19 protein-coding genes are annotated in these 22,598 nt (G+C 55.5%); 13 read left to right on the top strand and 6 right to left on the bottom strand.

All coding sequences use genetic code 11. From position 1 onward, the window contains the following. The first annotated feature begins 5 nt into the window (after positions 1 to 5). The 9 genes from ribF to LLF79_RS18825 all read left to right on the top strand — a co-directional run bounded on the left by ribF (position 6) and on the right by LLF79_RS18825 (position 12,059). A complete protein-coding gene (ribF, locus tag LLF79_RS18865; RefSeq protein WP_021240557.1) occupies positions 6 to 932 on the top strand; it encodes a bifunctional riboflavin kinase/FAD synthetase in 927 nt (308 codons plus the stop codon). Between the two features lie 45 nt (positions 933 to 977). Then, on the top strand, positions 978 to 3,794 hold the full coding sequence (gene ileS / locus LLF79_RS18860) for an isoleucine--tRNA ligase (RefSeq protein WP_227880158.1): 2,817 nt from the start codon (positions 978 to 980) through the stop codon (positions 3,792 to 3,794). Beyond that, entirely contained in the window at positions 3,794 to 4,294 is a 501-nt protein-coding gene (gene lspA / locus LLF79_RS18855) for a signal peptidase II (RefSeq protein WP_008502034.1), read from the top strand. The genes ileS and lspA overlap by 1 nt, the downstream gene beginning before the upstream one ends. Positions 4,295 to 4,411: 117 nt before the next feature. After that, positions 4,412 to 4,861, top strand: a complete 450-nt coding sequence (gene fkpB, locus LLF79_RS18850) for an FKBP-type peptidyl-prolyl cis-trans isomerase (protein WP_008502033.1) — start codon at positions 4,412 to 4,414, stop codon at positions 4,859 to 4,861. A gap of 1 nt (position 4,862) precedes the next feature. After that, entirely contained in the window at positions 4,863 to 5,813 is a 951-nt protein-coding gene (gene ispH, locus LLF79_RS18845) for a 4-hydroxy-3-methylbut-2-enyl diphosphate reductase (RefSeq protein WP_032654909.1), read from the top strand. 205 nt (positions 5,814 to 6,018) lie between these two features. Next, the gene (gene dapB, locus LLF79_RS18840; protein WP_227880156.1) at positions 6,019 to 6,840 is read left to right on the top strand and encodes a 4-hydroxy-tetrahydrodipicolinate reductase; all 822 of its coding nucleotides are present in this window, start codon (positions 6,019 to 6,021) and stop codon (positions 6,838 to 6,840) included. Positions 6,841 to 7,294: 454 nt separating this feature from the next. Further along, entirely contained in the window at positions 7,295 to 8,443 is a 1,149-nt protein-coding gene (carA, locus tag LLF79_RS18835) for a glutamine-hydrolyzing carbamoyl-phosphate synthase small subunit (RefSeq protein ID WP_213802508.1), read from the top strand. 18 nt (positions 8,444 to 8,461) lie between these two features. After that, on the top strand, positions 8,462 to 11,686 hold the full coding sequence (gene carB, locus LLF79_RS18830) for a carbamoyl-phosphate synthase large subunit (RefSeq protein WP_008502028.1): 3,225 nt from the start codon (positions 8,462 to 8,464) through the stop codon (positions 11,684 to 11,686). A 139-nt stretch (positions 11,687 to 11,825) separates the two neighbouring features. Beyond that, positions 11,826 to 12,059 (top strand): YgdI/YgdR family lipoprotein, encoded by a 234-nt coding sequence (locus LLF79_RS18825; RefSeq protein ID WP_021240552.1) that lies wholly within the window; start codon positions 11,826 to 11,828, stop codon positions 12,057 to 12,059. Positions 12,060 to 12,107: 48 nt separating this feature from the next. Here LLF79_RS18825 and LLF79_RS18820 read toward each other — a convergent pair whose 3' ends face one another. Next, a complete protein-coding gene (locus LLF79_RS18820) occupies positions 12,108 to 14,321 on the bottom strand; it encodes an autotransporter outer membrane beta-barrel domain-containing protein (protein ID WP_227880155.1) in 2,214 nt (737 codons plus the stop codon). Positions 14,322 to 14,331: 10 nt separating this feature from the next. Between LLF79_RS18820 and LLF79_RS26980 the strand changes: the two genes are divergently transcribed. The 4 genes from LLF79_RS26980 to folA all read left to right on the top strand — a co-directional run bounded on the left by LLF79_RS26980 (position 14,332) and on the right by folA (position 18,219). After that, complete coding sequence (locus tag LLF79_RS26980; protein WP_227880150.1) at positions 14,332 to 14,901, top strand: hypothetical protein; 570 nt, start codon at positions 14,332 to 14,334, stop codon at positions 14,899 to 14,901. Between the two features lie 335 nt (positions 14,902 to 15,236). After that, positions 15,237 to 15,767, top strand: coding sequence for a glutathione-regulated potassium-efflux system oxidoreductase KefF (gene kefF / locus LLF79_RS18810; RefSeq protein ID WP_227880149.1), 531 nt, complete (start codon positions 15,237 to 15,239; stop codon positions 15,765 to 15,767). Then, a complete protein-coding gene (gene kefC, locus LLF79_RS18805; RefSeq protein WP_219369281.1) occupies positions 15,760 to 17,625 on the top strand; it encodes a glutathione-regulated potassium-efflux system protein KefC in 1,866 nt (621 codons plus the stop codon). The genes kefF and kefC overlap by 8 nt, the downstream gene beginning before the upstream one ends. 114 nt (positions 17,626 to 17,739) lie before the next feature. Then, complete coding sequence (folA, locus tag LLF79_RS18800; protein WP_227880148.1) at positions 17,740 to 18,219, top strand: type 3 dihydrofolate reductase; 480 nt, start codon at positions 17,740 to 17,742, stop codon at positions 18,217 to 18,219. A gap of 41 nt (positions 18,220 to 18,260) precedes the next feature. Here the strand turns inward: folA and apaH are convergent, their stop codons facing one another. The 5 genes from apaH to surA are packed head-to-tail and all read right to left on the bottom strand — an operon-like array spanning position 18,261 to position 22,585. Then, positions 18,261 to 19,109 carry a bis(5'-nucleosyl)-tetraphosphatase (symmetrical) ApaH gene (gene apaH / locus LLF79_RS18795; protein WP_032654900.1) on the bottom strand — a complete coding sequence of 283 codons (849 nt, stop codon included), beginning with the start codon at positions 19,107 to 19,109 and terminating at the stop codon, positions 18,261 to 18,263. Between the two features lie 4 nt (positions 19,110 to 19,113). Beyond that, positions 19,114 to 19,491 (bottom strand): Co2+/Mg2+ efflux protein ApaG, encoded by a 378-nt coding sequence (gene apaG, locus LLF79_RS18790; protein WP_008502021.1) that lies wholly within the window; start codon positions 19,489 to 19,491, stop codon positions 19,114 to 19,116. A gap of 3 nt (positions 19,492 to 19,494) precedes the next feature. After that, on the bottom strand, positions 19,495 to 20,316 hold the full coding sequence (rsmA, locus tag LLF79_RS18785; protein ID WP_008502020.1) for a 16S rRNA (adenine(1518)-N(6)/adenine(1519)-N(6))-dimethyltransferase RsmA: 822 nt from the start codon (positions 20,314 to 20,316) through the stop codon (positions 19,495 to 19,497). Beyond that, positions 20,313 to 21,299, bottom strand: a complete 987-nt coding sequence (pdxA, locus tag LLF79_RS18780) for a 4-hydroxythreonine-4-phosphate dehydrogenase PdxA (protein ID WP_227880147.1) — start codon at positions 21,297 to 21,299, stop codon at positions 20,313 to 20,315. The genes rsmA and pdxA overlap by 4 nt, the downstream gene beginning before the upstream one ends. After that, a complete protein-coding gene (gene surA, locus LLF79_RS18775; protein WP_008502018.1) occupies positions 21,299 to 22,585 on the bottom strand; it encodes a peptidylprolyl isomerase SurA in 1,287 nt (428 codons plus the stop codon). Before surA ends, pdxA begins: the two co-directional genes overlap by 1 nt. Positions 22,586 to 22,598 lie beyond the last annotated feature (13 nt).

Raw genomic sequence — 22,598 nt, 5'->3', positions numbered from 1 at the left:
CAGACATGAAGCTGATACGCGGCATACATAATCTCAGCAGAGCCCCGCACGGGTGCGTGCTGACCATTGGTAATTTCGACGGCGTGCATCGTGGTCATCAGGCGCTGTTGCAGGGATTGCGTAAAGAAGGGGAGGCCCGCGGCCTGCCCGTTGTAGTGATGATTTTCGAACCGCAGCCGCTGGAGCTGTTTGCGGGCGATAAATCTCCCGCCCGTCTTACACGCCTGCGCGAGAAGTTGCGCTATCTGGCTGAGTCCGGCGTGGACTATGTATTGTGCGTACGTTTCGATCGCCGCTTTGCCGCGCTGACAGCACAAAATTTCGTCAGCGACCTGCTGGTGAAGCGTCTTGGCGTGCAGTTTCTTGCCGTGGGCGATGATTTCCGCTTTGGCGCTGGTCGTCAGGGTGATTTCTTGCTATTACAGAAGGCTGGTCTGGAGTACGGTTTTGACGTCACCAGCGCGATGACCTTCTGTGAAGGCGGCGTGCGCGTCAGCAGCACGGCAGTGCGGCAGGCGCTGGCCAACGATGAACTGGATACGGCAGAAAACCTGCTGGGACATCCGTTCACCATCTCTGGTCGCGTGGTCCATGGCGATGCGCTGGGCCGCACGATAGGTTTCCCGACGGCGAATATACCGCTGCGTCGTCAGGTTTCCCCGGTTAAAGGGGTCTATGCGGTAGAAGTGGCAGGACTGGGCGATAAGCCGTTCTACGGCGTCGCCAATATTGGCACGCGTCCGACCGTTGCCGGTGTGCGTCAACAGCTAGAAGTGCACCTGCTGGACGTTGTAATGGACCTGTATGGTCGCCATATAGATGTGATACTGCGTAAAAAAATACGCAACGAGCAGCGATTTGGTTCGCTGGATGAACTCAAAGCGCAAATTGCGCGAGATGAATTAACAGCCCGCGAGTTTTTTGGGCTTTGAACCCGGCTTAACTGCCTACGTGATAAATACGGAACCGAGAATCTGATGAGTGACTATAAATCAACCCTGAATTTGCCGGAAACAGGGTTCCCGATGCGCGGCGATCTCGCCAAGCGTGAACCGGGAATGCTGGCGCGTTGGACCGATGATGACCTGTACGGCATCATTCGTGCAGCCAAAAAAGGCAAAAAAACCTTCATTCTGCATGATGGCCCTCCCTATGCGAATGGCAGCATTCATATTGGTCACTCTGTAAACAAGATTCTGAAAGACATTATCGTGAAGTCCAAAGGACTCGCGGGATATGACTCGCCTTACGTTCCGGGCTGGGACTGCCACGGCCTGCCAATCGAGCTGAAAGTTGAGCAGGAATTTGGCAAGCCTGGTGAGAAATTCACCGCCGCTGAGTTCCGTGCGAAGTGCCGCGAATACGCAGCCACCCAGGTTGACGGTCAGCGCGCTGACTTCATCCGTCTGGGCGTACTGGGCGACTGGTCGCATCCGTACCTGACCATGGACTTCAAAACCGAAGCCAACATCATCCGTGCGCTGGGCAAAATCATCGGTAACGGCCACCTTCACAAAGGCGCGAAGCCGGTGCACTGGTGCGTGGACTGCCGTTCTGCGCTGGCAGAAGCGGAAGTGGAGTATTACGACAAAACCTCTCCGTCTATCGACGTGGCGTTCCACGCCGTCGATCAGGATGCGGTGAAAGCCAAATTTGGCGTATCGTCCGTTAACGGCCCGATCTCGCTGGTGATCTGGACCACCACCCCGTGGACCCTGCCAGCCAACCGTGCGATCTCCCTGTCCGGCGAGTTCGAATACGCGCTGGTGCAGATTGACGGCCAGGCGGTTATCCTGGCGAAAGATCTGGTTGAGAGCGTGCTCAAGCGCGCGAATATCGCCGACTACACCGTGCTGGGTACCGTAAAAGGCGACGCGCTGGAGCTGATGCGCTTCAAACACCCGTTCCTGGACTTCGACGTTCCGGCGATCCTGGGCGACCACGTGACGCTGGACGCGGGTACCGGTGCGGTACATACCGCCGGTGGCCACGGTCCTGACGACTACAACATCAGCCTGAAGTACGGTCTGGAAATCGCCAATCCGGTTGGCCCGGACGGTTCTTACCTGCCTGGCACCTACCCGGCGCTGGACGGCATCAACGTCTTCAAAGCGAACGACATTATTGTCGACATGCTGCGCACCAGCGGCGCGCTGCTGCACGTTGAAAAAATGCAGCACAGCTATCCGTGCTGCTGGCGTCACAAGACGCCAATCATTTTCCGTGCGACCCCGCAGTGGTTCGTCAGCATGGATCAGAAAGGCCTGCGCGATCAGTCTCTGAAAGAGATCAAAGGCGTGCAGTGGATCCCGGACTGGGGTCAGGCGCGTATCGAATCCATGGTGGCTAACCGTCCTGACTGGTGTATCTCCCGTCAGCGTACCTGGGGCGTGCCGATGTCGCTGTTCGTGCATAAAGAGACGCAGGAGCTGCACCCGAACACCCTGGAACTGATGGAAGAAGTGGCGAAGCGCGTCGAAGTTGACGGCATCCAGGCGTGGTGGGATCTCGACGCCCGCGACATCCTGGGCGCTGATGCGGATAACTACGAGAAAGTGCCGGATACCCTGGACGTATGGTTCGATTCCGGGTCTACCCACTCCTCCGTGGTTGACGTGCGTCCGGAATTTGCCGGTCACGCTGCCGATATGTATCTGGAAGGGTCTGACCAACACCGCGGCTGGTTCATGTCATCTCTGATGATCTCCACCGCCATGAAGGGTAAAGCGCCTTACCGTCAGGTACTGACTCACGGTTTCACCGTGGATGGTCAGGGCCGTAAGATGTCTAAATCTATCGGTAATACCGTTTCTCCACAGGATGTGATGAACAAGCTGGGCGCAGACATTCTGCGTCTGTGGGTGGCGTCGACCGACTACACCGGCGAAATGGCGGTGTCTGACGAGATCCTGAAACGCGCTGCCGACAGCTATCGTCGTATCCGTAACACCGCGCGCTTCCTGCTGGCGAACCTGAACGGGTTTGATCCGGCAAAAGACATGGTGAAACCGGAAGAGATGGTGGTGCTGGACCGCTGGGCGGTAGGCTGCGCGAAAGCGGCGCAGGAAGATATCCTGAAGGCCTATGAGTCTTATGACTTCCACGAAGTGGTGCAGCGCCTGATGCGCTTCTGTTCCATTGAGATGGGCTCGTTCTACCTCGACATCATCAAAGACCGCCAGTACACCGCGAAAGCGGACAGCGTGGCGCGTCGTAGCTGCCAGACCGCGCTGTTCCATATCGCAGAAGCGCTGGTACGCTGGATGGCGCCGATCATGTCCTTCACCGCGGATGAAATCTGGGGTTACCTGCCGGGCGATCGTGAGAAGTATGTCTTCACCGGCGAATGGTACGAAGGTCTGTTCGATCTCTCCAGCACCGAAGCGATGAACGATGCCTTCTGGGACGAGCTGCTGAAAGTGCGTGGCGAAGTGAACAAGGTTATCGAGCAGGCGCGTGCTGATAAGAAAGTCGGCGGCTCTCTGGAAGCGGCAGTGACCCTGTACGCGGAGCCAGAGCTGGCGGCGAAGCTGACGGCGCTGGGCGATGAATTACGATTTGTCCTGTTGACCTCCGGTGCGAAAGTTGCGGATTATGCCGAGGCTTCTGCTGATGCTCAGCAGAGCGAACTGCTCAAAGGACTGAAAGTCGCGCTGAGCAAAGCCGACGGTGAGAAATGCCCGCGCTGCTGGCATTACACCACCGATGTCGGTCAGGTGGCGGAACACGCAGACATCTGCGGACGCTGTGTAAGCAACGTCGCCGGTGACGGCGAAAAACGTAAGTTTGCCTGATGAGTAAAACTCTCTGTTCAACAGGACTGCGCTGGCTGTGGCTGGTTGTGGTGGTGCTGATTATCGATCTGGGCAGCAAGTTCCTGATCCTCCAGAACTTTGCTCTGGGGGAGACGGTGCCTTTGTTCCCGTCGCTTAACCTGCACTACGCGCGCAACTACGGTGCGGCGTTCAGTTTCCTTGCCGACAGCGGTGGCTGGCAGCGCTGGTTCTTTGCGGGTATCGCTCTCGGTATCTGCGTGATCCTGGCGGTGCTGATGTACCGCTCGAAGGCAACGCAAAAGCTGAATAACATCGCCTACGCGCTGATCATTGGCGGCGCGCTGGGCAACCTGTTTGATCGCCTGTGGCACGGCTTTGTGGTCGATATGATCGACTTCTACGTCGGCGACTGGCACTTCGCGACCTTTAACCTCGCTGATAGCGCCATTTGCATCGGTGCGGCGTTAATCGTGCTGGAAGGCTTCTTGCCGAAACCGGCCGCGAAAGAGCAGGCGTAAGCATCAATGCCGGGTGGCGCTACGCTTACCCGGCCTACAGAATTTGTGGCTGCCCGTAGGCCCGGTAAGCGTAGCGCCACCGGGCAACAGGTGACCCAAAACAAGCGAGCAATTTGCATGTCTAAATCCGTACAGAGCAACAGCGCGGTTCTCGTTCACTTTACGCTGAAGCTGGATGACGGCTCCACGGCCGAATCCACCCGCAACAACGGCAAACCGGCCCTGTTTCGTCTTGGTGATACCTCCCTGTCTGAAGGCCTTGAACAGCAGCTTCTGGGTCTGAAAGAGGGTGAGAAAAAAGCCTTTTCGCTGGAGCCGGATGCCGCGTTTGGTGTCCCGAGCCCGGATCTGATCCAGTACTTCTCCCGTCGTGAGTTTATGGACGCGGGTGAACCGGAGATCGGGGCAATTATGCTCTTTACCGCTATGGACGGCAGCGAAATGCCTGGCGTGATCCGCGAAATCAACGGTGACTCGATTACCGTTGACTTCAACCATCCGCTTGCCGGGCGTACCGTTCATTTTGATGTTGAAGTGCTGGAGATCGATCCGGTACTGGAGGCCTGAAATGCAGATCCTGTTGGCTAACCCGCGCGGCTTTTGCGCCGGTGTAGACCGCGCTATCAGCATTGTTGAAAACGCGCTGGAGATTTACGGCGCGCCGATTTATGTGCGTCACGAAGTGGTGCATAACCGCTACGTGGTCGACAGCCTGCGCGAACGCGGTGCCATCTTTATCGAGCAGATCAGCGAAGTGCCTGACGGTGCGATCCTGATCTTCTCCGCGCACGGCGTCTCTCAGGCGGTCCGTAACGAAGCGAAAAGTCGCGATCTGACCGTCTTCGATGCCACCTGCCCATTGGTGACCAAGGTGCATATGGAAGTGGCGCGCGCCAGCCGTCGTGGTGAAGAGTCGATTCTGATTGGCCATGCCGGGCATCCGGAAGTCGAAGGCACCATGGGCCAGTACAGCAACCCGGAAGGGGGAATGTATCTGGTGGAGTCGCCTGAAGATGTGTTAACGCTGAACGTGAAAAATGAAGCGCGACTGTCGTTTATGACCCAGACCACGCTCTCCGTAGACGATACCTCTGACGTGATTGACGCCCTGCGTCAGCGCTTCCCGAAAATCGTCGGGCCGCGCAAGGATGACATCTGCTACGCCACCACCAATCGTCAGGAAGCGGTGCGCGCGCTGGCTGAACAGGCGGACGTGGTGCTGGTGGTCGGCTCTAAGAACTCCTCCAACTCCAACCGTCTGGCTGAACTGGCACAGCGAATGGGCAAAGCGGCGTTCCTGATCGACGATGCCACGGATATTCAGGAAGCGTGGGTTAAAGACGCGGCCTGCGTTGGCGTGACGGCCGGGGCGTCCGCGCCGGATATTCTGGTACAAAACGTCATTTCCCGTCTGCAGGAGCTGGGCGGCGGCGAAGCGGTGCCGCTGGAAGGACGTGAAGAGAACATTGTTTTCGAAGTGCCGAAAGAACTGCGCATCGACGCCCGCGAAGTCGAATAGTCCCTTTTCTGATGAAAGGCCAGCACCTCCTGTGCTGGCCTTTTTTTTACCCGTTACTTTATCGTGACGACAAAATCATGTCTTTTACTGATATTTAAGTCGGTTTCACGTTAAATTCTAATTATTGGTGTTTTCAGTTGGCAGTGCTCAGAAAGGCTGGTTAATCTGAAAACGGTTTACATCATTTTAACGTAAGAGAATAACTATGCATGATGCACAGATCCGTGTCGCCATTGCGGGCGCGGGTGGACGTATGGGCCGTCAGCTGATTAAGGCGGCACTTCAGATGGATGGCGTAGCACTTGGCGCGGCGCTGGAGCGTGACGGTTCATCACTTCTGGGGACCGATGCTGGTGAGCTGGCGGGCGCGGGAAAGACCGGCGTCACCGTACAAAGCAGCCTGGAGGCGGTTAAAGAGGACTTCGATGTCTTCATCGATTTTACCCGCCCGGAAGGGACGCTCACGCATCTGGCATTTTGCCGCCAGCACGGCAAGGGGATGGTGATCGGCACCACCGGTTTTGACGATGCGGGCAAGCAGGCTATCCAGGATGCATCCAAAGAGATTGCGATTGTCTTCGCCGCAAACTTTAGCGTGGGGGTTAACGTCATGCTGAAGCTGCTGGAGAAGGCCGCGAAGGTGATGGGCAACTACACCGATATTGAGATTGTTGAAGCTCACCACCGCTATAAGGTTGATGCGCCATCCGGCACGGCGCTGGCGATGGGCGAAGCGATTGCTCATGCACTTGATAAAGATTTAAAAGACTGTGCGGTCTATGCCCGCGAAGGCCACACCGGGGAGCGCGTGCCAGGCACTATTGGTTTCGCAACCGTCCGGGCGGGTGACATCGTCGGCGAACATACCGCGATGTTCGCCGATATTGGCGAGCGCGTCGAAATTACGCATAAAGCGTCCAGCCGAATGACGTTTGCCAATGGTGCCGTTCGGTCCGCTTTGTGGTTGAAAGAGAAGAAAAATGGACTTTTTGATATGAGAGATGTGCTGGATCTCAACAATTTGTAAGCATTATTACCCATCGTGATGTGGTTATTGCAGTCGTAATCATTTGATTGCATAGGGCAATAATTTATTGCCCTTTTATTTTATCTGTTTCGTGATTATTTTGTTCATTTAGCCTTGAAAGTATAGCTGTTCCTCTTGATTCTCGTTACTGAAATGTAAATTTTGACCATTTGGTCCACTTTTTGATGCTGCGTCGACTCATTTTTCATTAAACCCGGCGCGCAAGCGTTTTCCGCAGTGATTTACCTGATCTTTTTGTCGCTTAAGCTTCACTCGCCTCGCCAGATACGCAAAAGACTAAACAAAATATCGGTTTTAAGTTGACTTTTACCCACCAAATCTCCAGAATGCCGCCGTTTGCCAAAAATCCGCTGGCAACACATTTGCATTGATCCATGACATGGTTATGAATTAATATGCAAATAAAGTGAGTGAATATTCTCTGGAGGGTGTTTTGATTAAGTCAGCGCTATTGGTTCTGGAAGACGGAACCCAGTTTATCGGTCGGGCCATAGGGGCAACGGGTTCGGCGGTTGGGGAAGTCGTTTTCAATACTTCAATGACCGGTTATCAAGAAATCCTCACTGATCCTTCCTATTCTCGCCAAATCGTTACTCTTACTTATCCTCATATCGGCAATGTTGGCACCAATGCGGCTGACGAAGAATCCTCTCAGGTACATGCGCAAGGCCTTGTCATTCGTGACCTGCCGCTGATTGCCAGCAACTTCCGCAACACTGAAGATCTCTCTTCTTACCTGAAGCGCCATAACATCGTGGCGATTGCCGATATCGATACCCGTAAGTTAACGCGTCTGCTGCGTGAGAAGGGTGCACAGAACGGCTGCATCATCGCAGGTGATAACCTCGATGCGACGCTGGCGCTGGAAAAAGCGAAAGCTTTCCCGGGCCTGAACGGCATGGACCTGGCGAAAGAAGTGACTACCGCTGAAGCCTACAGCTGGACTCAGGGTAGCTGGACGCTGGAAGGCGACCTGCCGGAAGCGAAAAAAGAGAGCGAGCTGCCGTTCCACGTGGTGGCCTACGATTTTGGCGCCAAGCGCAACATCCTGCGCATGCTGGTTGACCGCGGCTGCCGCCTGACGGTGGTGCCTGCAGAAACGTCTGCCGAAGACGTGTTGAAGATGAATCCGGACGGTATTTTCCTGTCCAACGGCCCTGGCGACCCGGCGCCGTGCGATTATGCCATCGCTGCTATCAAGTCCTTCCTGGAAACCGATATCCCGGTATTCGGCATCTGCCTCGGCCATCAGCTGCTGGCGCTGGCGAGCGGTGCGAACACCGTCAAGATGAAGTTCGGCCACCACGGTGGTAACCACCCGGTGAAAGACATCGATAACAACACGGTGATGATCACCGCGCAGAACCACGGCTTTGCCGTCGATGAAGCCTCAATGCCGGCTAACCTGCGCGTGACCCATAAGTCGCTGTTCGATGGCACCCTGCAGGGGATTCATCGCACCGATAAGCCAGCGTTCAGCTTCCAGGGCCACCCGGAAGCGAGCCCGGGCCCACACGACGCCGCGCCGCTGTTCGATCACTTCATCGAACTTATCGAGCAATACCGTAAGACCGCTAAATAATCAGGAGCCGAGAAGACAATGCCAAAACGTACAGACATAAAAAGCATCCTGATCCTTGGCGCTGGCCCGATCGTCATCGGCCAGGCCTGCGAATTCGACTACTCCGGCGCGCAGGCGTGTAAAGCCCTGCGTGAAGAGGGCTACCGCGTCATCCTGGTGAACTCTAACCCGGCCACCATCATGACCGACCCGGAAATGGCTGATGCAACCTACATCGAGCCGATTCACTGGGAAGTGGTACGTAAAATCATCGAAAAAGAGCGCCCGGACGCGGTGCTGCCAACCATGGGCGGCCAGACGGCGCTGAACTGCGCGCTGGAGCTGGAGCGTCAGGGCGTGCTGGCCGAGTTCGGCGTGACCATGATTGGCGCGACCGCCGACGCGATTGATAAAGCCGAAGACCGTCGCCGCTTCGACGTGGCGATGAAGAAAATCGGCCTCGACACCGCGCGCTCCGGTATCGCACACAACATGGAAGAAGCGCTGGCCGTTGCGGCTGAAGTGGGCTATCCGTGCATCATCCGTCCATCGTTCACCATGGGCGGCACCGGCGGCGGTATTGCCTACAACCGCGAAGAGTTCGAAGAAATTTGCGAACGCGGTCTGGATCTTTCCCCAACCAAAGAGCTGCTGATTGATGAATCGCTGATTGGCTGGAAAGAGTACGAGATGGAAGTGGTGCGTGATAAAAACGACAACTGCATCATCGTCTGCTCCATCGAAAACTTCGATGCGATGGGTATCCACACCGGCGACTCCATCACCGTTGCGCCAGCCCAGACGCTGACCGACAAAGAGTACCAAATCATGCGTAACGCCTCGATGGCGGTACTGCGTGAAATCGGCGTGGAAACCGGCGGTTCTAACGTGCAGTTCTCCGTGAACCCGAAAACCGGCCGTCTGATTGTTATCGAAATGAACCCGCGCGTGTCCCGTTCCTCCGCGCTGGCCTCTAAAGCGACCGGCTTCCCGATTGCGAAAGTGGCGGCGAAACTGGCGGTGGGTTATACCCTCGACGAGCTGATGAACGACATCACCGGTGGCCGCACCCCTGCGTCCTTCGAGCCGTCCATCGACTACGTTGTGACCAAAATTCCTCGCTTTAACTTCGAGAAATTCGCAGGCGCGAACGACCGTCTGACCACCCAGATGAAATCCGTCGGTGAAGTGATGGCGATTGGCCGCACGCAGCAGGAATCCCTGCAGAAAGCGCTGCGCGGCCTCGAAGTGGGCGCGACCGGCTTTGACCCGAAAGTGAGCCTGGACGACCCTGAAGCGCTGACCAAAATCCGCCGCGAGCTGAAAGACGCGGGTGCGGAGCGCATCTGGTACATCGCCGATGCCTTCCGTGCCGGCCTGTCCGTCGACGGCGTGTTCAACCTGACCAACATCGACCGCTGGTTCCTGGTACAGATTGAAGAGCTGGTGCGTCTGGAAGAGAAAGTGGCAGAGCTGGGCATCAACGGCCTGGACGCAGACTTCCTGCGCATGCTGAAGCGTAAAGGCTTCGCCGACGCGCGTCTGGCTAAGCTGGCGGGCGTGCGCGAAGCGGAGATCCGCAAGCTGCGCGACCAGTATGACCTGCACCCGGTTTACAAGCGCGTCGACACCTGTGCGGCAGAGTTTTCTACCGACACCGCGTACATGTACTCCACCTATGAAGACGAGTGCGAAGCGAATCCGTCAGTTGACCGCGACAAGATTATGGTGCTGGGCGGCGGTCCAAACCGTATCGGCCAGGGCATCGAGTTCGACTACTGCTGCGTACACGCCTCGCTGGCGCTGCGTGAAGACGGTTACGAGACCATCATGGTCAACTGTAACCCGGAAACCGTCTCCACCGACTACGACACCTCTGACCGCCTCTACTTCGAGCCGGTGACGCTGGAAGACGTGCTGGAAATCGTGCGCATCGAGAAGCCAAAAGGTGTTATCGTGCAGTACGGTGGCCAGACTCCGCTGAAGCTGGCGCGCGCGCTGGAAGCGGCAGGCGTACCGGTTATCGGTACCAGCCCGGATGCGATTGACCGCGCGGAAGACCGTGAACGTTTCCAGCAGGCGGTTGACCGTCTGAAGCTGAAACAGCCGGCGAACGCCACGGTGACGGCCATCGAACAGGCCGTAGAGAAGGCGAAAGAGATTGGCTACCCGCTGGTGGTGCGTCCTTCTTATGTGCTGGGCGGCCGCGCGATGGAAATCGTCTACGACGAAGCCGACCTGCGTCGCTATTTCCAGACGGCGGTGAGCGTCTCCAACGATGCGCCAGTACTGCTCGACCGCTTCCTCGACGATGCGGTAGAAGTGGACGTTGACGCCATCTGCGACGGCGAAATGGTGCTGATTGGCGGCATCATGGAGCATATCGAGCAGGCGGGTGTACACTCCGGCGACTCCGCCTGTTCTCTGCCAGCGTACACCCTGAGCCAGGAGATTCAGGACGTGATGCGCCAGCAGGTACAGAAGCTGGCCTTCGAGCTGCAGGTTCGCGGCCTGATGAACGTCCAGTTCGCGGTGAAAGATAACGAAGTCTACCTGATTGAAGTCAACCCGCGTGCGGCACGTACCGTACCGTTCGTCTCTAAAGCCACCGGTATTCCGCTGGCGAAAGTGGCGGCGCGCGTGATGGCAGGCCAGACGCTGGCACAGCAGGGCGTGACCAAAGAGATCATTCCACCGTACTACTCGGTGAAAGAAGTGGTGCTGCCGTTCAACAAATTCCCGGGCGTTGACCCGCTGTTAGGGCCAGAAATGCGCTCAACCGGGGAAGTGATGGGCGTGGGCCGTACCTTCGCAGAAGCGTTTGCCAAGGCGCAGCTGGGCAGCAGCTCTACCATGAGAAAATCGGGCCGTGCGCTGCTCTCCGTTCGCGAAGGCGATAAAGAGCGCGTGGTTGACCTGGCAGCCAAGCTGCTGAAGCAGGGCTTTGAGCTGGACGCGACCCACGGTACGGCAATTGTGCTGGGCGAAGCGGGTATCAACCCGCGTCTGGTGAACAAGGTGCATGAAGGTCGTCCGCACATTCAGGATCGTATCAAGAATGGCGAATACACCTACATCATCAACACCACCGCAGGCCGCCAGGCGATTGAAGACTCCAAGCTGATTCGCCGCAGCGCACTGCAGTACAAAGTGCACTACGACACCACCCTGAACGGCGGTTTCGCAACGGCCATGGCGCTGAACGCGGATGCCACCGAGAAGGTGATTTCGGTTCAGGAAATGCACGCGCAGATTAGCAAGTAAGTAAAAATGCCCGGTGCCGTTCGGTTGCCGGGCATTCACCCCATCTTCAGAACCTTCTGGTTTTTCATCCTCTTTCAGTCAGTTAGCCTAAAATTGTTAGGTCGATAACGAAATTCAACTGAGAGCAGGGGAAAACACCATGCAAAATAAATTACTGATCGCCACCCTTCTTGCCGCCACTGCAACGTTTACCGTCGCGGGCTGTTCCTCTAACCAGGCAGTGAAAACCACCGATGGCAAAACTATTGTCACCGACGGAAAACCGCAGGTCGATGACGATACCGGTCTGGTGTCGTATAAAAATGCGGAAACGGGTCAGACCGAGCAGATCAACCGCGATCAGGTGAAATCAATGGGCGAGCTGGATAACTAATAAAAAAAGCCGTGGCGTTTGCCACGGCTTTTAGTCTTTCAGGAACGATTACCAGCGGTGGTTCAGCAGGATATGACCGCCATAAGCAGCATAGCTGTTCTCACCCCACTCGCCGCTGGCGCGCAGGGAGAGCGTCGTGGTTTCGTTCAGGTTGCCGGTGACGCCCAGCTCTAACTGACCACGATCTTCCGGCGTATCGTTGCTGACGGTCTCGCCGTTAAACGCCAGATCGTTCTGACCTGCGCCTTTCAGCCAGTTCACGGCAACGTACGGCTGCCAGGCTTTCACGTCTTTCTGTTCGAAGTAGCTTGATTTGACGCCCAGACGACCAAACAGACCGTCGTTGTCCAGCGTGGTAATCCGCACGCCGTCGCGATCGGTATGGTTTTCCTGATCCAGATAGCTGTAGATAACCTGCGCCTGAGGTTCGATTTTCCAGGTGCGTTCATTTTCTGAATCAATCACCCATGCATGGCCCACTTCGACGGATGCCGCGAAGCCCTCACTGTCGTAATCTTCATCATTACGGTTGCTGGTCACTTTATTGTTGTACCAGCTATAGGCGGCCCAGGTATCAACGTAGCTGCCCAGACGCAGCTTCTGATCTTCCTGCCAGGTTGCATACAGGCCGACGTTAAAGCCATCCACTTTGCCCTGCGCATCACGTACGTTGTGTTTTGCATCAGAGTGGGTCTTCGCCTGGCCTGCCCCGAACATGCCACCCGCACGCAGGATGCCGTTGTCCATTGGCTTACTCATGAAGTCGCTGCCTACCTGAAGGACAGTGGTGGTGGTGTCATAGCTGACTTTGTCACCGCCCGCATTGTTTTCATGGTAGCGACCTTTGACGTACATCCAGGTGTTGAGATCTTCCTCGTTACGGAAGGTGATCTGATCGCGATCGTCACGCTTGTGCAGGAACATGCTCTGCGCGGCAAGGTAGTTACCTAAGTAAGCGCCGACCTCAGGAGCCATGACTTCGGGACCGCTATTGCTGCCGTTGTCGGTGTTACCACCGTTGTCGGTATTATCAGACGGTTCATCGGAAGGCGTGGCCTTTGACTCCAGGTACCAGTTGCCGTTGCTGTGCTGATAGAGATTATATTCCCACGCACCGGCAACCACCGGTTTGGCAAGGGTCAACTTGGCTTCGGAGCTGCCGCCAATGCTGACAATTTCCATGCCGTTAACGGTTTGCGCGCCCAGGCCGCCAATGTTGTTCACGCTGACGTCGGACTGGCCAAAGCTGCTGCCGGTAATGGTGAGATGATCGGTTGGCGAGTTGTCTTCACCCAGGGTACTGTTCATCACGATCTGACTGCCCGCAGAGCCGGTATAGTCGCCGTTAATAGTGAAATTATTGCCAACGCTGTGATTGGCGGCGCTGAGTAACAGTGTGCCACCATTGGTGACGTTGCCGTTGACCGTATCGATACCTGAAACGCTCAGCGTATCGTTACCCTGAATCGCATTCCATGCTGCCAGCGTACCACCCGTGAGGATGTTGATATTGTCGTTTACTTCGCCAGCAGTGGCAAACTGAGCGCCATTTTCGACAGTAATCGTCGCGTTGCTACTCTTTGTACCAAGCGTTGAACCAACAGCGACCAGCGTGGTGCCGCTATGCAGAACGGTATCACCCGTGTAGGTGTTTTTGCCGGTTAGCGTCAGGGTGTTGGAATCCACTTTTTCAACATTGCCGCTACCGGTAATGCCGGTGGCGAACGCCGTATTACTGCCCTGATTAAAAATAAGTGTGCCGTTGTTGGTCAGTCCACCACTCAGCGTCGCGGTTTTCGTACCATCACCCAGCTGGAGAGAAGCATCTTTGGCAACGAGAGTCGTACCTGCATTAGACACATTCCCCGACAGGATTAAATCACCGCTGTTAACCAGCAGCGAATTGCCAGAACCGATAATGTCGATATTCCCTGAGAGCGCCCAGCTTTCGCCGTCCATTTCTAAAGAAGCAAAGCCATCGCCTTCCGATAAGCCAACAAAATTGCTGTCTTCTGTGCCGGTTCCTGCCAGGGTTATCGTATTTCCTTTAGAGATGCTCGAAATGACGTCGCCTTTCAGTGACGAGCCAGTGTCAAGCACCAACGTATTATTTTTGCTGCTGGCAAACGTAATAGCCGTACCGCCACCACCGATCGAACCGTTGTTAATGATATCAACTTTCGCCGTATCCGTTACGTTGATGCCGTTTTGCGCACCCTGAACGGTTCCAGTATTGGTGATTTTTGAATTGCCTTCGCTCACGGTAATACCATTGTCACTTGTACCGCTTATTGTACCGCTGTTATTTATACCGGCACCTGTTTGGGCGTTGATACCTGTCTTGCCTTTTATCACTCCCGATGACTTGTTGTTAATATTTATTGCAGAAGAGGACTCACTGACAAAGATTCCATTTTCAGAACCGGAAATATTCCCCTCATTATTTAAATCTCCCAGCATTGACTCGATGTTAATGGCGTTGCCAGTTGTAGATGTAATATTTGCGTTGAGATCGTTATTAATAATGACATGTTGCGCACGAGTATTAATCTCCAGACCATTTTCCATTCCAGAAATATTACCCTGGTTGGTGACCGTTTTTACGTTAAATCCTGTAACGGAGACGGCAGCTTCATTCCCGGAAGAGGTTATCGTAACGTCTTTATTAATGACGTATTCAGCGTCGGTGGAGAAGTTTTGTGGAATTGAGGTTGATTGGTCAATCGTGCTGGCAAAAGCGCCGGCGGGGGTGAATAACAATAGGGCAGGAAAGAGACTTCCCAGAGTTTTAGTCGTTTTATTGAGTCTGAAATTTTTGTTGCTCATTTACACATCCATTTGAATTAGAAAGGCGCGATACGACGTATTAAAATCACGTCAGTATGCGGAGAAAAAGAATGAGCTCGCTACAAAGAGCGTAAAATTATTATTTTTTCAATGTTTTATGTATAGATCGATTTATTAAATAATTATTTTAGATTTTCTTAAAATATCTCATTCCTATATGGATTGAAGTGAGATATTCACATCCTGGATTTTTTGGAGAGGAAAAATCGTCCAACGAATGATGATTACCAATAGCTGCGCTTTCCTTTTCATGGCTGCTGCGCCCCTTTCACCGGGCGGGTTAACTGTCTACACTCACTGCTACAAGAAGAGAAGAAGACAGGCCATTTGATGATACTCATAATTTATGCGCACCCCTATCCGCAGCACTCGCATGCGAATAAGCGGATGCTTGAGCAGGTAAGGACGCTTGAAAACGTCGAGATACGTTCCCTCTATCAACTCTATCCCGATTTCAACATCGATATTGCCGCCGAACAGGAGGCGCTCTCCCGTGCCGATCTGATCGTCTGGCAGCATCCCTTGCAGTGGTACAGCACGCCCCCGCTCCTGAAATTATGGATTGATAAAGTCTTCTCCCACGGCTGGGCGTATGGCCACAATGGCCATGTCCTAAAAGGGAAAAGCCTGATGTGGGCGGTCACCACGGGTGGAGGGGAAAGCCACTTTGATATTGGTTCCTTCCCGGGGTTTGAGGTTCTGGCACAGCCGCTGCAGGCGACCGCACTTTATTGCGGGCTGAACTGGCTCCCGCCTTTTGCGATGCACTGCACCTTTGTCTGCGACGATGAAACGCTGCAGGCGCAGGCGCGCCATTATAAACAACGCTTACTTGAGTGGCAGGAGGCGCACCATGGATAGCCATACGCTGATACAGGCGCTGATATACCTCGGCGCGGCGGCGCTGATTGTGCCCGTGGCGGTTCGCCTGGGACTGGGCTCTGTTCTCGGCTATCTGATTGCGGGCTGCGTCATTGGGCCGTGGGGCTTTCGACTGGTGACGGATGCAGAGGCAATCCTCCATTTCGCTGAAATCGGCGTTGTGCTTATGCTCTTTGTGATTGGTCTGGAACTCGATCCGCAGCGCCTGTGGAAGCTTCGCGCCTCGGTGTTTGGCGGCGGGGCGCTGCAGATGGTGGCCTGCGGCCTGCTGCTGGGTGGGTTCTGCATCCTGCTGGGCATGGACTGGAAAGTGGCAGAGCTTATCGGCATGACGCTGGCGCTCTCCTCGACCGCCATTGCCATGCAGGCCATGAACGAGCGAAATCTGACGGTCTCCCAGATGGGACGCAGCGCGTTCTCGGTGCTGCTGTTCCAGGACATTGCCGCTATCCCGCTGGTGGCGATGATCCCACTGCTGGCGGCCAGCGGTTCCGCCACGACGCTGGGGGCGTTCGCGCTGTCGGCATTAAAAGTCGTGGGGGCGCTGGCGCTGGTGGTGGTGCTTGGTCGCTACGTCACCCGTCCACTGCTGCGGTTCGTTGCCCGCTCGGGCCTTCGCGAAGTGTTCAGCGCCGTGGCGCTCTTCCTAGTGTTTGGCTTTGGTTTGCTGCTGGAGGAAGCCGGGCTGTCGATGGCGATGGGGGCGTTCCTGGCCGGCGTTCTGCTGGCGAGTTCCGAATACCGTCACGCGCTGGAAAGCGATATCGAGCCGTTTAAAGGCTTGCTGCTGGGGCTGTTTTTCATCGGCGTGGGGATGTCCGTCGACTTCGGCACGCTGGTGACGCACCCGCTGCGGATCGTCATCCTGCTGGTTGGCTTCCTGATCATTAAAATGGCGATGCTGTGGCTGATTGCGCGTCCGCTCAAGGTGCCGAATAAGCAGCGCAGCTGGTTTGCGGTTCTGCTGGGGCAGGGGAGTGAATTTGCGTTTGTGGTCTTTGGCGCAGCACAGATGGCAAACGTCCTCGACCCAGAATGGGCGAAAGCGCTGACGCTCGCGGTCGCGCTGTCGATGGCCGCGACGCCTATTCTGCTGGTGGTGCTGACGCGTCTGGAAAAATCGGGTAGCGAGCAGGAGCGCGAAGCCGATGAAATTGACGAAGAGCAGCCGCGCGTCATTATTGCCGGATTTGGCCGCTACGGGCAGATCGTTGGCCGTCTGCTGCTGTCCAGCGGGGTGAAAATGGTTATCCTCGATCACGACCCCGACCATGTCGATACCCTGCGAAAATTTGATATGAAGGTGTTTTACGGCGATGCAACCCGCGTCGATCTGCTGGAATCTGCCGGGGCGGCAAAAGCGGAGGTGTTGATTAACGCCATTGACGATCCGGAGACCAGCATGCAGATGGTGGAAATGGCGAAAGAACATTTCCCGAATCTGACCATCATTTCCCGCGCCCGCGATGTGGATCACTATATCCGGCTGCGGCAGGCGGGGGTAGAAGCACCGGAGCGTGAAACCTTTGAAGGTGCGCTGAAGTCTGGCCGCATGGCGCTGGAAAATCTGGGGCTCGGCGCGTATGAAGCGCGCGAGCGTGCGGACCTGTTCCGCCGCTTTAACACCGAGATGGTCGAAGAGATGGCGGCGATGGCCGGGAGTACGGCCACCGAGCGTGCGGCGGTGTTTAAACGCACCAGCGCGATGCTGACGGAAATCATTAACGAGGACCGTAATCACCTGTCGCTTATCCAGCGTCACGGCTGGCAGGGAACGGAAGAGGGCAAGCATACCGGGGATCCGGCTGACGAACCGGAGAGTAAACCTTCCGCGTGAAGTGGAGTTGCCAGCAATAATAAAAAATTTCTTTATCTTTACCCTGCCGCCAGTCGACGAAAGATTAAGCTTTCCGTATAGTGGCGGCAATTTTTTGCATCCGGGAAATTTTCAATGATCAGTCTGATTGCAGCGCTGGCGGTGGACCGCGTTATCGGTATGGAAAATGCCATGCCGTGGAACCTGCCTGCCGATCTCGCATGGTTTAAACGTACTACGTTAAACAAGCCGGTAGTGATGGGCCGCCTGACCTGGGAGTCGATTGGTCGTCCATTGCCGGGCCGTAAAAATATCGTTATCAGCAGCCAGCCGGGCACTGACGATCGCGTCGAATGGGTAAAATCAGCCGACGAGGCGATTGCTGCATGCGGCAATGCCGAAGAGATCATGGTGATTGGCGGCGGGCGCGTGTACGAGCAGTTCCTGCCAAAAGCGCAGAAGCTGTATCTGACCCACATTGATGCGGAAGTGGAAGGGGATACCCATTTCCCTGACTACGATCCGGACGAGTGGGAATCGGTATTCAGTGAATTCCACGACGCGGATGCACAGAATTCTCACAGCTACTGCTTCGAGATCCTGGAACGTCGTTAAGTGATTTTTTCCCTCTCCCGGCCGGGAGAGGGAAGTGCATATCAGGAGGCAACCGCCTCATCTCCCCCTAAATCCAGCTGTCGGTTGGACGGCTGAACAAAGTAAGTTTTATCTTCCCAGCGTAAGCAGGTTAACTCTCCGCCCCAGCAGCATCCGGTATCCAGACCGTAGATCCCTTCCGGCGTGCCTTTTCCTTCCAGTGCAGCCCAGTGACCAAATACCACGTTGTACTCACTTGTCACCGGCCCCGGAATGGCAAACCACGGTTTGAGCGGAGCGGGCGCGCTCTCCGGCGTCTCTTTGGAATACATGTCCAGCTGTCCGTTCGGGAAGCAGAAACGCATGCGGGTGAAGGCGTTGGTAATAAAGCGCAGACGCGCCAGACCGCTGAGATCCTCGCTCCAGTGGTTCGGCATATCGCCGTACATGGCATCGAGGAAGAAAGGATAGGAGTCGCTCGCCAGCACCGCCTCAACGTCGCGCGCACAGGTTTTCGCCGTCTCAAGATCCCATTGTGGCGTGATCCCGGCATGCGCCATGACCAGCTTTTTCTCTTCGTCGACCTGCAGCAGCGGCTGACGACGCAGCCAGTTAATCAGATCGTCGGCATCTGGCGCATCCAGCAGCGGGGTGAGGCGATCTTTAGGCTTGTTGCGGCTGATCCCGGCGAACACTGCCAGCAGATGCAGATCGTGATTGCCCAGCACCATGCGCACGCTGTCGCCTAGCGATTTGACGAAACGTAATACTTCAAGGGAGCCGGGGCCACGCGCGACTAAATCGCCCGTCAGCCAGAGTGTGTCCTGTCCTGGCGTAAAGTCGACCTGTTTTAATAATGCGATCAGTTCATCGTAGCAACCGTGAACGTCGCCAATCAGATATGTAGACATTAGATTAATGAATGAGTGTGGTTACGGCGAGACGGAACACAGGAATGGCAACGCGGAAATCATTGCCATCGACGTCGACCATTTCATAATGGCCTTGCATGGTACCCATCGGCGTTTCAATCACCGCGCCGCTGGTGTACTGGTATTCTTCGCCAGGGGCGATATGAGGCTGTTCACCGACCACACCTTCCCCCTGGACTTCGATTTCGCGGCCATTGCCGTTGGTGATAAGCCAGTAGCGTCCGCGCAGCTGCACGGGCGTCCGCCCCAGATTGCGAATGGTCACGGTGTAAGCAAAGACAAAACGTTCTTCATCCGGTGAGGACTGTGATTCAACATAGACGCTTTGTACATGGACACATACGCGGGGCGAATCAATCATGGCTTAACTCTCCTTCGGCGGCGCATTTTCGCTGATGTAATTAGCCAGCTTGCAGTATTGCTCTACGGAGATGTTCTCCGCACGCATTGCCGGGTCGATCCCAAGCTCAGCTAACACCTCAACGGTGAAGGAATTGCTGAGGCTGTTACGGATCGTTTTACGACGCTGGTTAAAGGCTTCAGTGGTAATGCGGCTCAGTACACGCAGATCTTTTACCGGGTACGGTTTCGTTTTGTGCGGCACAAGGCGCACAACCGCTGAATCCACTTTCGGTGGTGGTGTGAACGCTGACGGCGGTACTTCGAGTACCGGGATCACGTTGCAGTAATATTGCGCCATCACGCTTAAACGACCATACGCTTTACTGTTCGGGCCTGCAACCAGGCGGTTAACCACCTCTTTTTGCAACATGAAGTGCATGTCGGCAATGGCATCAGTATAGCTAAAGAGGTGGAACATGAGCGGCGTGGAGATGTTATACGGCAGGTTGCCGAATACGCGCAGCGGCTGACCCATTTTTTCTGACAGTTCGCCGAAGTTCATGGTCATGGCGTCCTGCTGATAGATGGTCAGCTTCGGCCCGAGGAACGGGTGCGTTTGCAGGCGTGCGGCCAGATCGCGGTCCAGTTCGATGACGGTCAGCTCGTCGAGGCGCTCGCCTACCGGCTCGGTCAGTGCGGCAAGGCCCGGGCCGATTTCGACCATCGCCTGGCCTTTTTGTGGATTAATAGCCGAGACAATGCTTTCGATCACGAACTGATCGTTAAGGAAGTTTTGCCCGAAACGTTTACGGGCTAAGTGGCCCTGATGGACTCGATTAGTCATTGAGTATTAACAATCATTTTGATGGCGAGATTAAGCGCCGTAATAAAACTGCCGACATCCGCCTTCCCCTGGCCTGCAAGATCCAGCGCAGTACCGTGGTCAACGGACGTTCGAATAAAGGGTAAGCCGAGGGTGATATTCACGCCGCGGCCAAAGCCCTGGTATTTTAGCACGGGCAGGCCCTGATCGTGGTACATCGCGAGCACGGCGTCGGCATTATCCAGGTATTTCGGCTGGAAAAGGGTATCAGCAGGCAGCGGACCGCTGAGATTCATCCCCTTCGCCCGCATTTCGTTGAGTACCGGAATGATGGTGTCGATCTCTTCGGTACCCATGTGCCCGCCTTCGCCGGCGTGCGGATTCAGGCCGCAGATCAGCACATGCGGCTGCGGGATCCCAAATTTTGTCTGCAGATCGTGATGCAAAATCCCGATGATCTCGCGCAGGAGTTCAGGCGTGATCGCATCAGGAATCGCTTTGATCGGCAGATGGGTGGTCACCAGCGCAACGCGCATTTCTTCCGTCGCCAGCATCATCACCACTTTCGGACTGTGCGAGCGCTCTTCAAAGAACTCCGTATGCCCGGTAAACGGTATGCCCGCTTCGTTGATCACGCCTTTGTGGACGGGGCCGGTAATCAGGGCGGCAAATTCGCCCTTCAGGCAACCGTCGCAGGCGCGCGCAAGGGTTTCAACGACATAGTGGCCGTTTTCCGTGCTGAGCTGGCCAGGAATGACCGGCGTACGAAGGGGAACAGAAAGAAGGGTGAGGGTACCGGCTTGCTGCGGTGCAGGCTGTTGACCTTCAAGGTAAGGGATGAGCGTTAAAGGCAGACCGAGCAGCGCTGCCCGGTCTTGTAACAGTGTTGCATCGGCGCAGACAACCAGTTCTACTGGCCAGCTGCGCTGAACAAGCTGGACAACGAGGTCAGGCCCAATCCCGGCGGGTTCGCCGGGCGTGATAACAACACGATGCTGTTTCATTAGTTGCTCAGCACTTTCACGTAAGCACTGGCGCGTTGTTCCTGCATCCAGGTGGCTGCTTCTTCAGAGAACTTACGGTTAAACAGCATGCGGTAGGCTCTGTCTTTTTGTGCTGCATCCGTTTTATCAACGTTACGAGTGTCCATCAACTCGATCAGATGCCAGCCAAACGAAGAGTGGACCGGCGCGCTGATCTGGCCTTTGTTCAGCTTCATCAACGCGTCACGGAAGGCAGGATCGTAAATATCCGCCGCTGCCCAGCCCAGATCGCCACCCTGGTTAGCAGAGCCAGGATCCTGAGAGAACTCTTTTGCTGCTTTCGCAAACGAGGTTTTACCGCTCTTAATATCTGCCGCAATCTGTTCCAGCTTCGCACGCGCCTGATCGTCAGTCATGATTGGTGACGGCTTCAGCAGAATGTGGCGAGCGTGAACTTCGGTAACGGAGATATTTTGGCTCTGGCCGCGCAGATCGTTCACTTTCAGAATGTGGAAGCCCACGCCTGAACGGATTGGACCAACGATATCGCCTTTCTTAGCCGTGCTCAGTGCCTGAGCAAAGAGGGATGGCAGCTCCTGAATACGTCCCCAGCCCATCTGGCCGCCTTTCAGCGCCTGTTGGTCTGCGGAGTAGGTGATGGCCAGCTTGCCAAAGTCACCGCCGTTACGCGCCTGTTCGACAATTGAACGTGCCTGGCTTTCTGCTTCCGCAGCCTGATCGGACGTAGGGTTCTCTGGCAGTGGGATCAGAATGTGGCTCAGGTTCAGCTCTGTGCTTGCATCGTTCTGGTTACCCACCTGTTTTGCCAGCGCGTCCACTTCCTGAGGCAGGATAGTAACGCGGCGACGCACTTCGTTGTTACGCACTTCCGAAATCAGCATCTCTTTACGGATCTGGTTACGGTAGGTAGCGTAGCTGATGCCGTCATAGGCCAGACGGCTGCGCATCTGGTCTAAAGACATATTGTTCTGCTTTGCGATGTTAGCGATCGCCTGATCGAGCTGCTCGTCAGTAACCTTCACACCCATTTTCTGCCCCATCTGAAGAACGATCTGATCCATGATCAGGCGTTCCAGGATCTGGTGGCGCAGCGTAGCGTCATCCGGAAGCTGCTGACCCGCTTCGCCCGAATTGAGCTTCACCGATTTCATCAGACCGTCAACGTCACTTTCAAGCACGACGCCGTTGTTAACCACAGCAGCGACTTTATCAACAACCTGGGGGGCCGCGAAGCTGGTATTCGCAACCATAGCGACACCGAGCAGCAGCGTTTTCCAGTTCTTCATACTTTTTCCATTT

The organism is Enterobacter cloacae complex sp. 2021EL-01169 (assembly GCF_020733125.1).
Lineage (GTDB): Bacteria > Pseudomonadota > Gammaproteobacteria > Enterobacterales > Enterobacteriaceae > Enterobacter > Enterobacter roggenkampii.
The sequence above is the reverse complement of the archived record's forward strand: the minus strand, read 5'-3'. Positions and strand labels throughout refer to the sequence as shown.

Bases quoted from the DNA above. Each gene is read 5' to 3' on its own strand.
- ribF (WP_021240557.1), top strand. From the start codon at position 6: ATGAAGCTGATACGCGGCATACATAATCTCAGCAGAGCCCCGCACGGG.
- ileS (WP_227880158.1), top strand. From the start codon at position 978: ATGAGTGACTATAAATCAACCCTGAATTTGCCGGAAACAGGGTTCCCG.
- lspA (WP_008502034.1), top strand. From the start codon at position 3,794: ATGAGTAAAACTCTCTGTTCAACAGGACTGCGCTGGCTGTGGCTGGTT.
- fkpB (WP_008502033.1), top strand. From the start codon at position 4,412: ATGTCTAAATCCGTACAGAGCAACAGCGCGGTTCTCGTTCACTTTACG.
- ispH (WP_032654909.1), top strand. From the start codon at position 4,863: ATGCAGATCCTGTTGGCTAACCCGCGCGGCTTTTGCGCCGGTGTAGAC.
- dapB (WP_227880156.1), top strand. From the start codon at position 6,019: ATGCATGATGCACAGATCCGTGTCGCCATTGCGGGCGCGGGTGGACGT.
- carB (WP_008502028.1), top strand. From the start codon at position 8,462: ATGCCAAAACGTACAGACATAAAAAGCATCCTGATCCTTGGCGCTGGC.
- LLF79_RS18825 (WP_021240552.1), top strand. From the start codon at position 11,826: ATGCAAAATAAATTACTGATCGCCACCCTTCTTGCCGCCACTGCAACG.
- kefF (WP_227880149.1), top strand. From the start codon at position 15,237: ATGATACTCATAATTTATGCGCACCCCTATCCGCAGCACTCGCATGCG.
- kefC (WP_219369281.1), top strand. From the start codon at position 15,760: ATGGATAGCCATACGCTGATACAGGCGCTGATATACCTCGGCGCGGCG.
- folA (WP_227880148.1), top strand. From the start codon at position 17,740: ATGATCAGTCTGATTGCAGCGCTGGCGGTGGACCGCGTTATCGGTATG.
- apaH (WP_032654900.1), bottom strand. From the start codon at position 19,109: ATGTCTACATATCTGATTGGCGACGTTCACGGTTGCTACGATGAACTG.
- apaG (WP_008502021.1), bottom strand. From the start codon at position 19,491: ATGATTGATTCGCCCCGCGTATGTGTCCATGTACAAAGCGTCTATGTT.
- rsmA (WP_008502020.1), bottom strand. From the start codon at position 20,316: ATGACTAATCGAGTCCATCAGGGCCACTTAGCCCGTAAACGTTTCGGG.
- pdxA (WP_227880147.1), bottom strand. From the start codon at position 21,299: ATGAAACAGCATCGTGTTGTTATCACGCCCGGCGAACCCGCCGGGATT.
- surA (WP_008502018.1), bottom strand. From the start codon at position 22,585: ATGAAGAACTGGAAAACGCTGCTGCTCGGTGTCGCTATGGTTGCGAAT.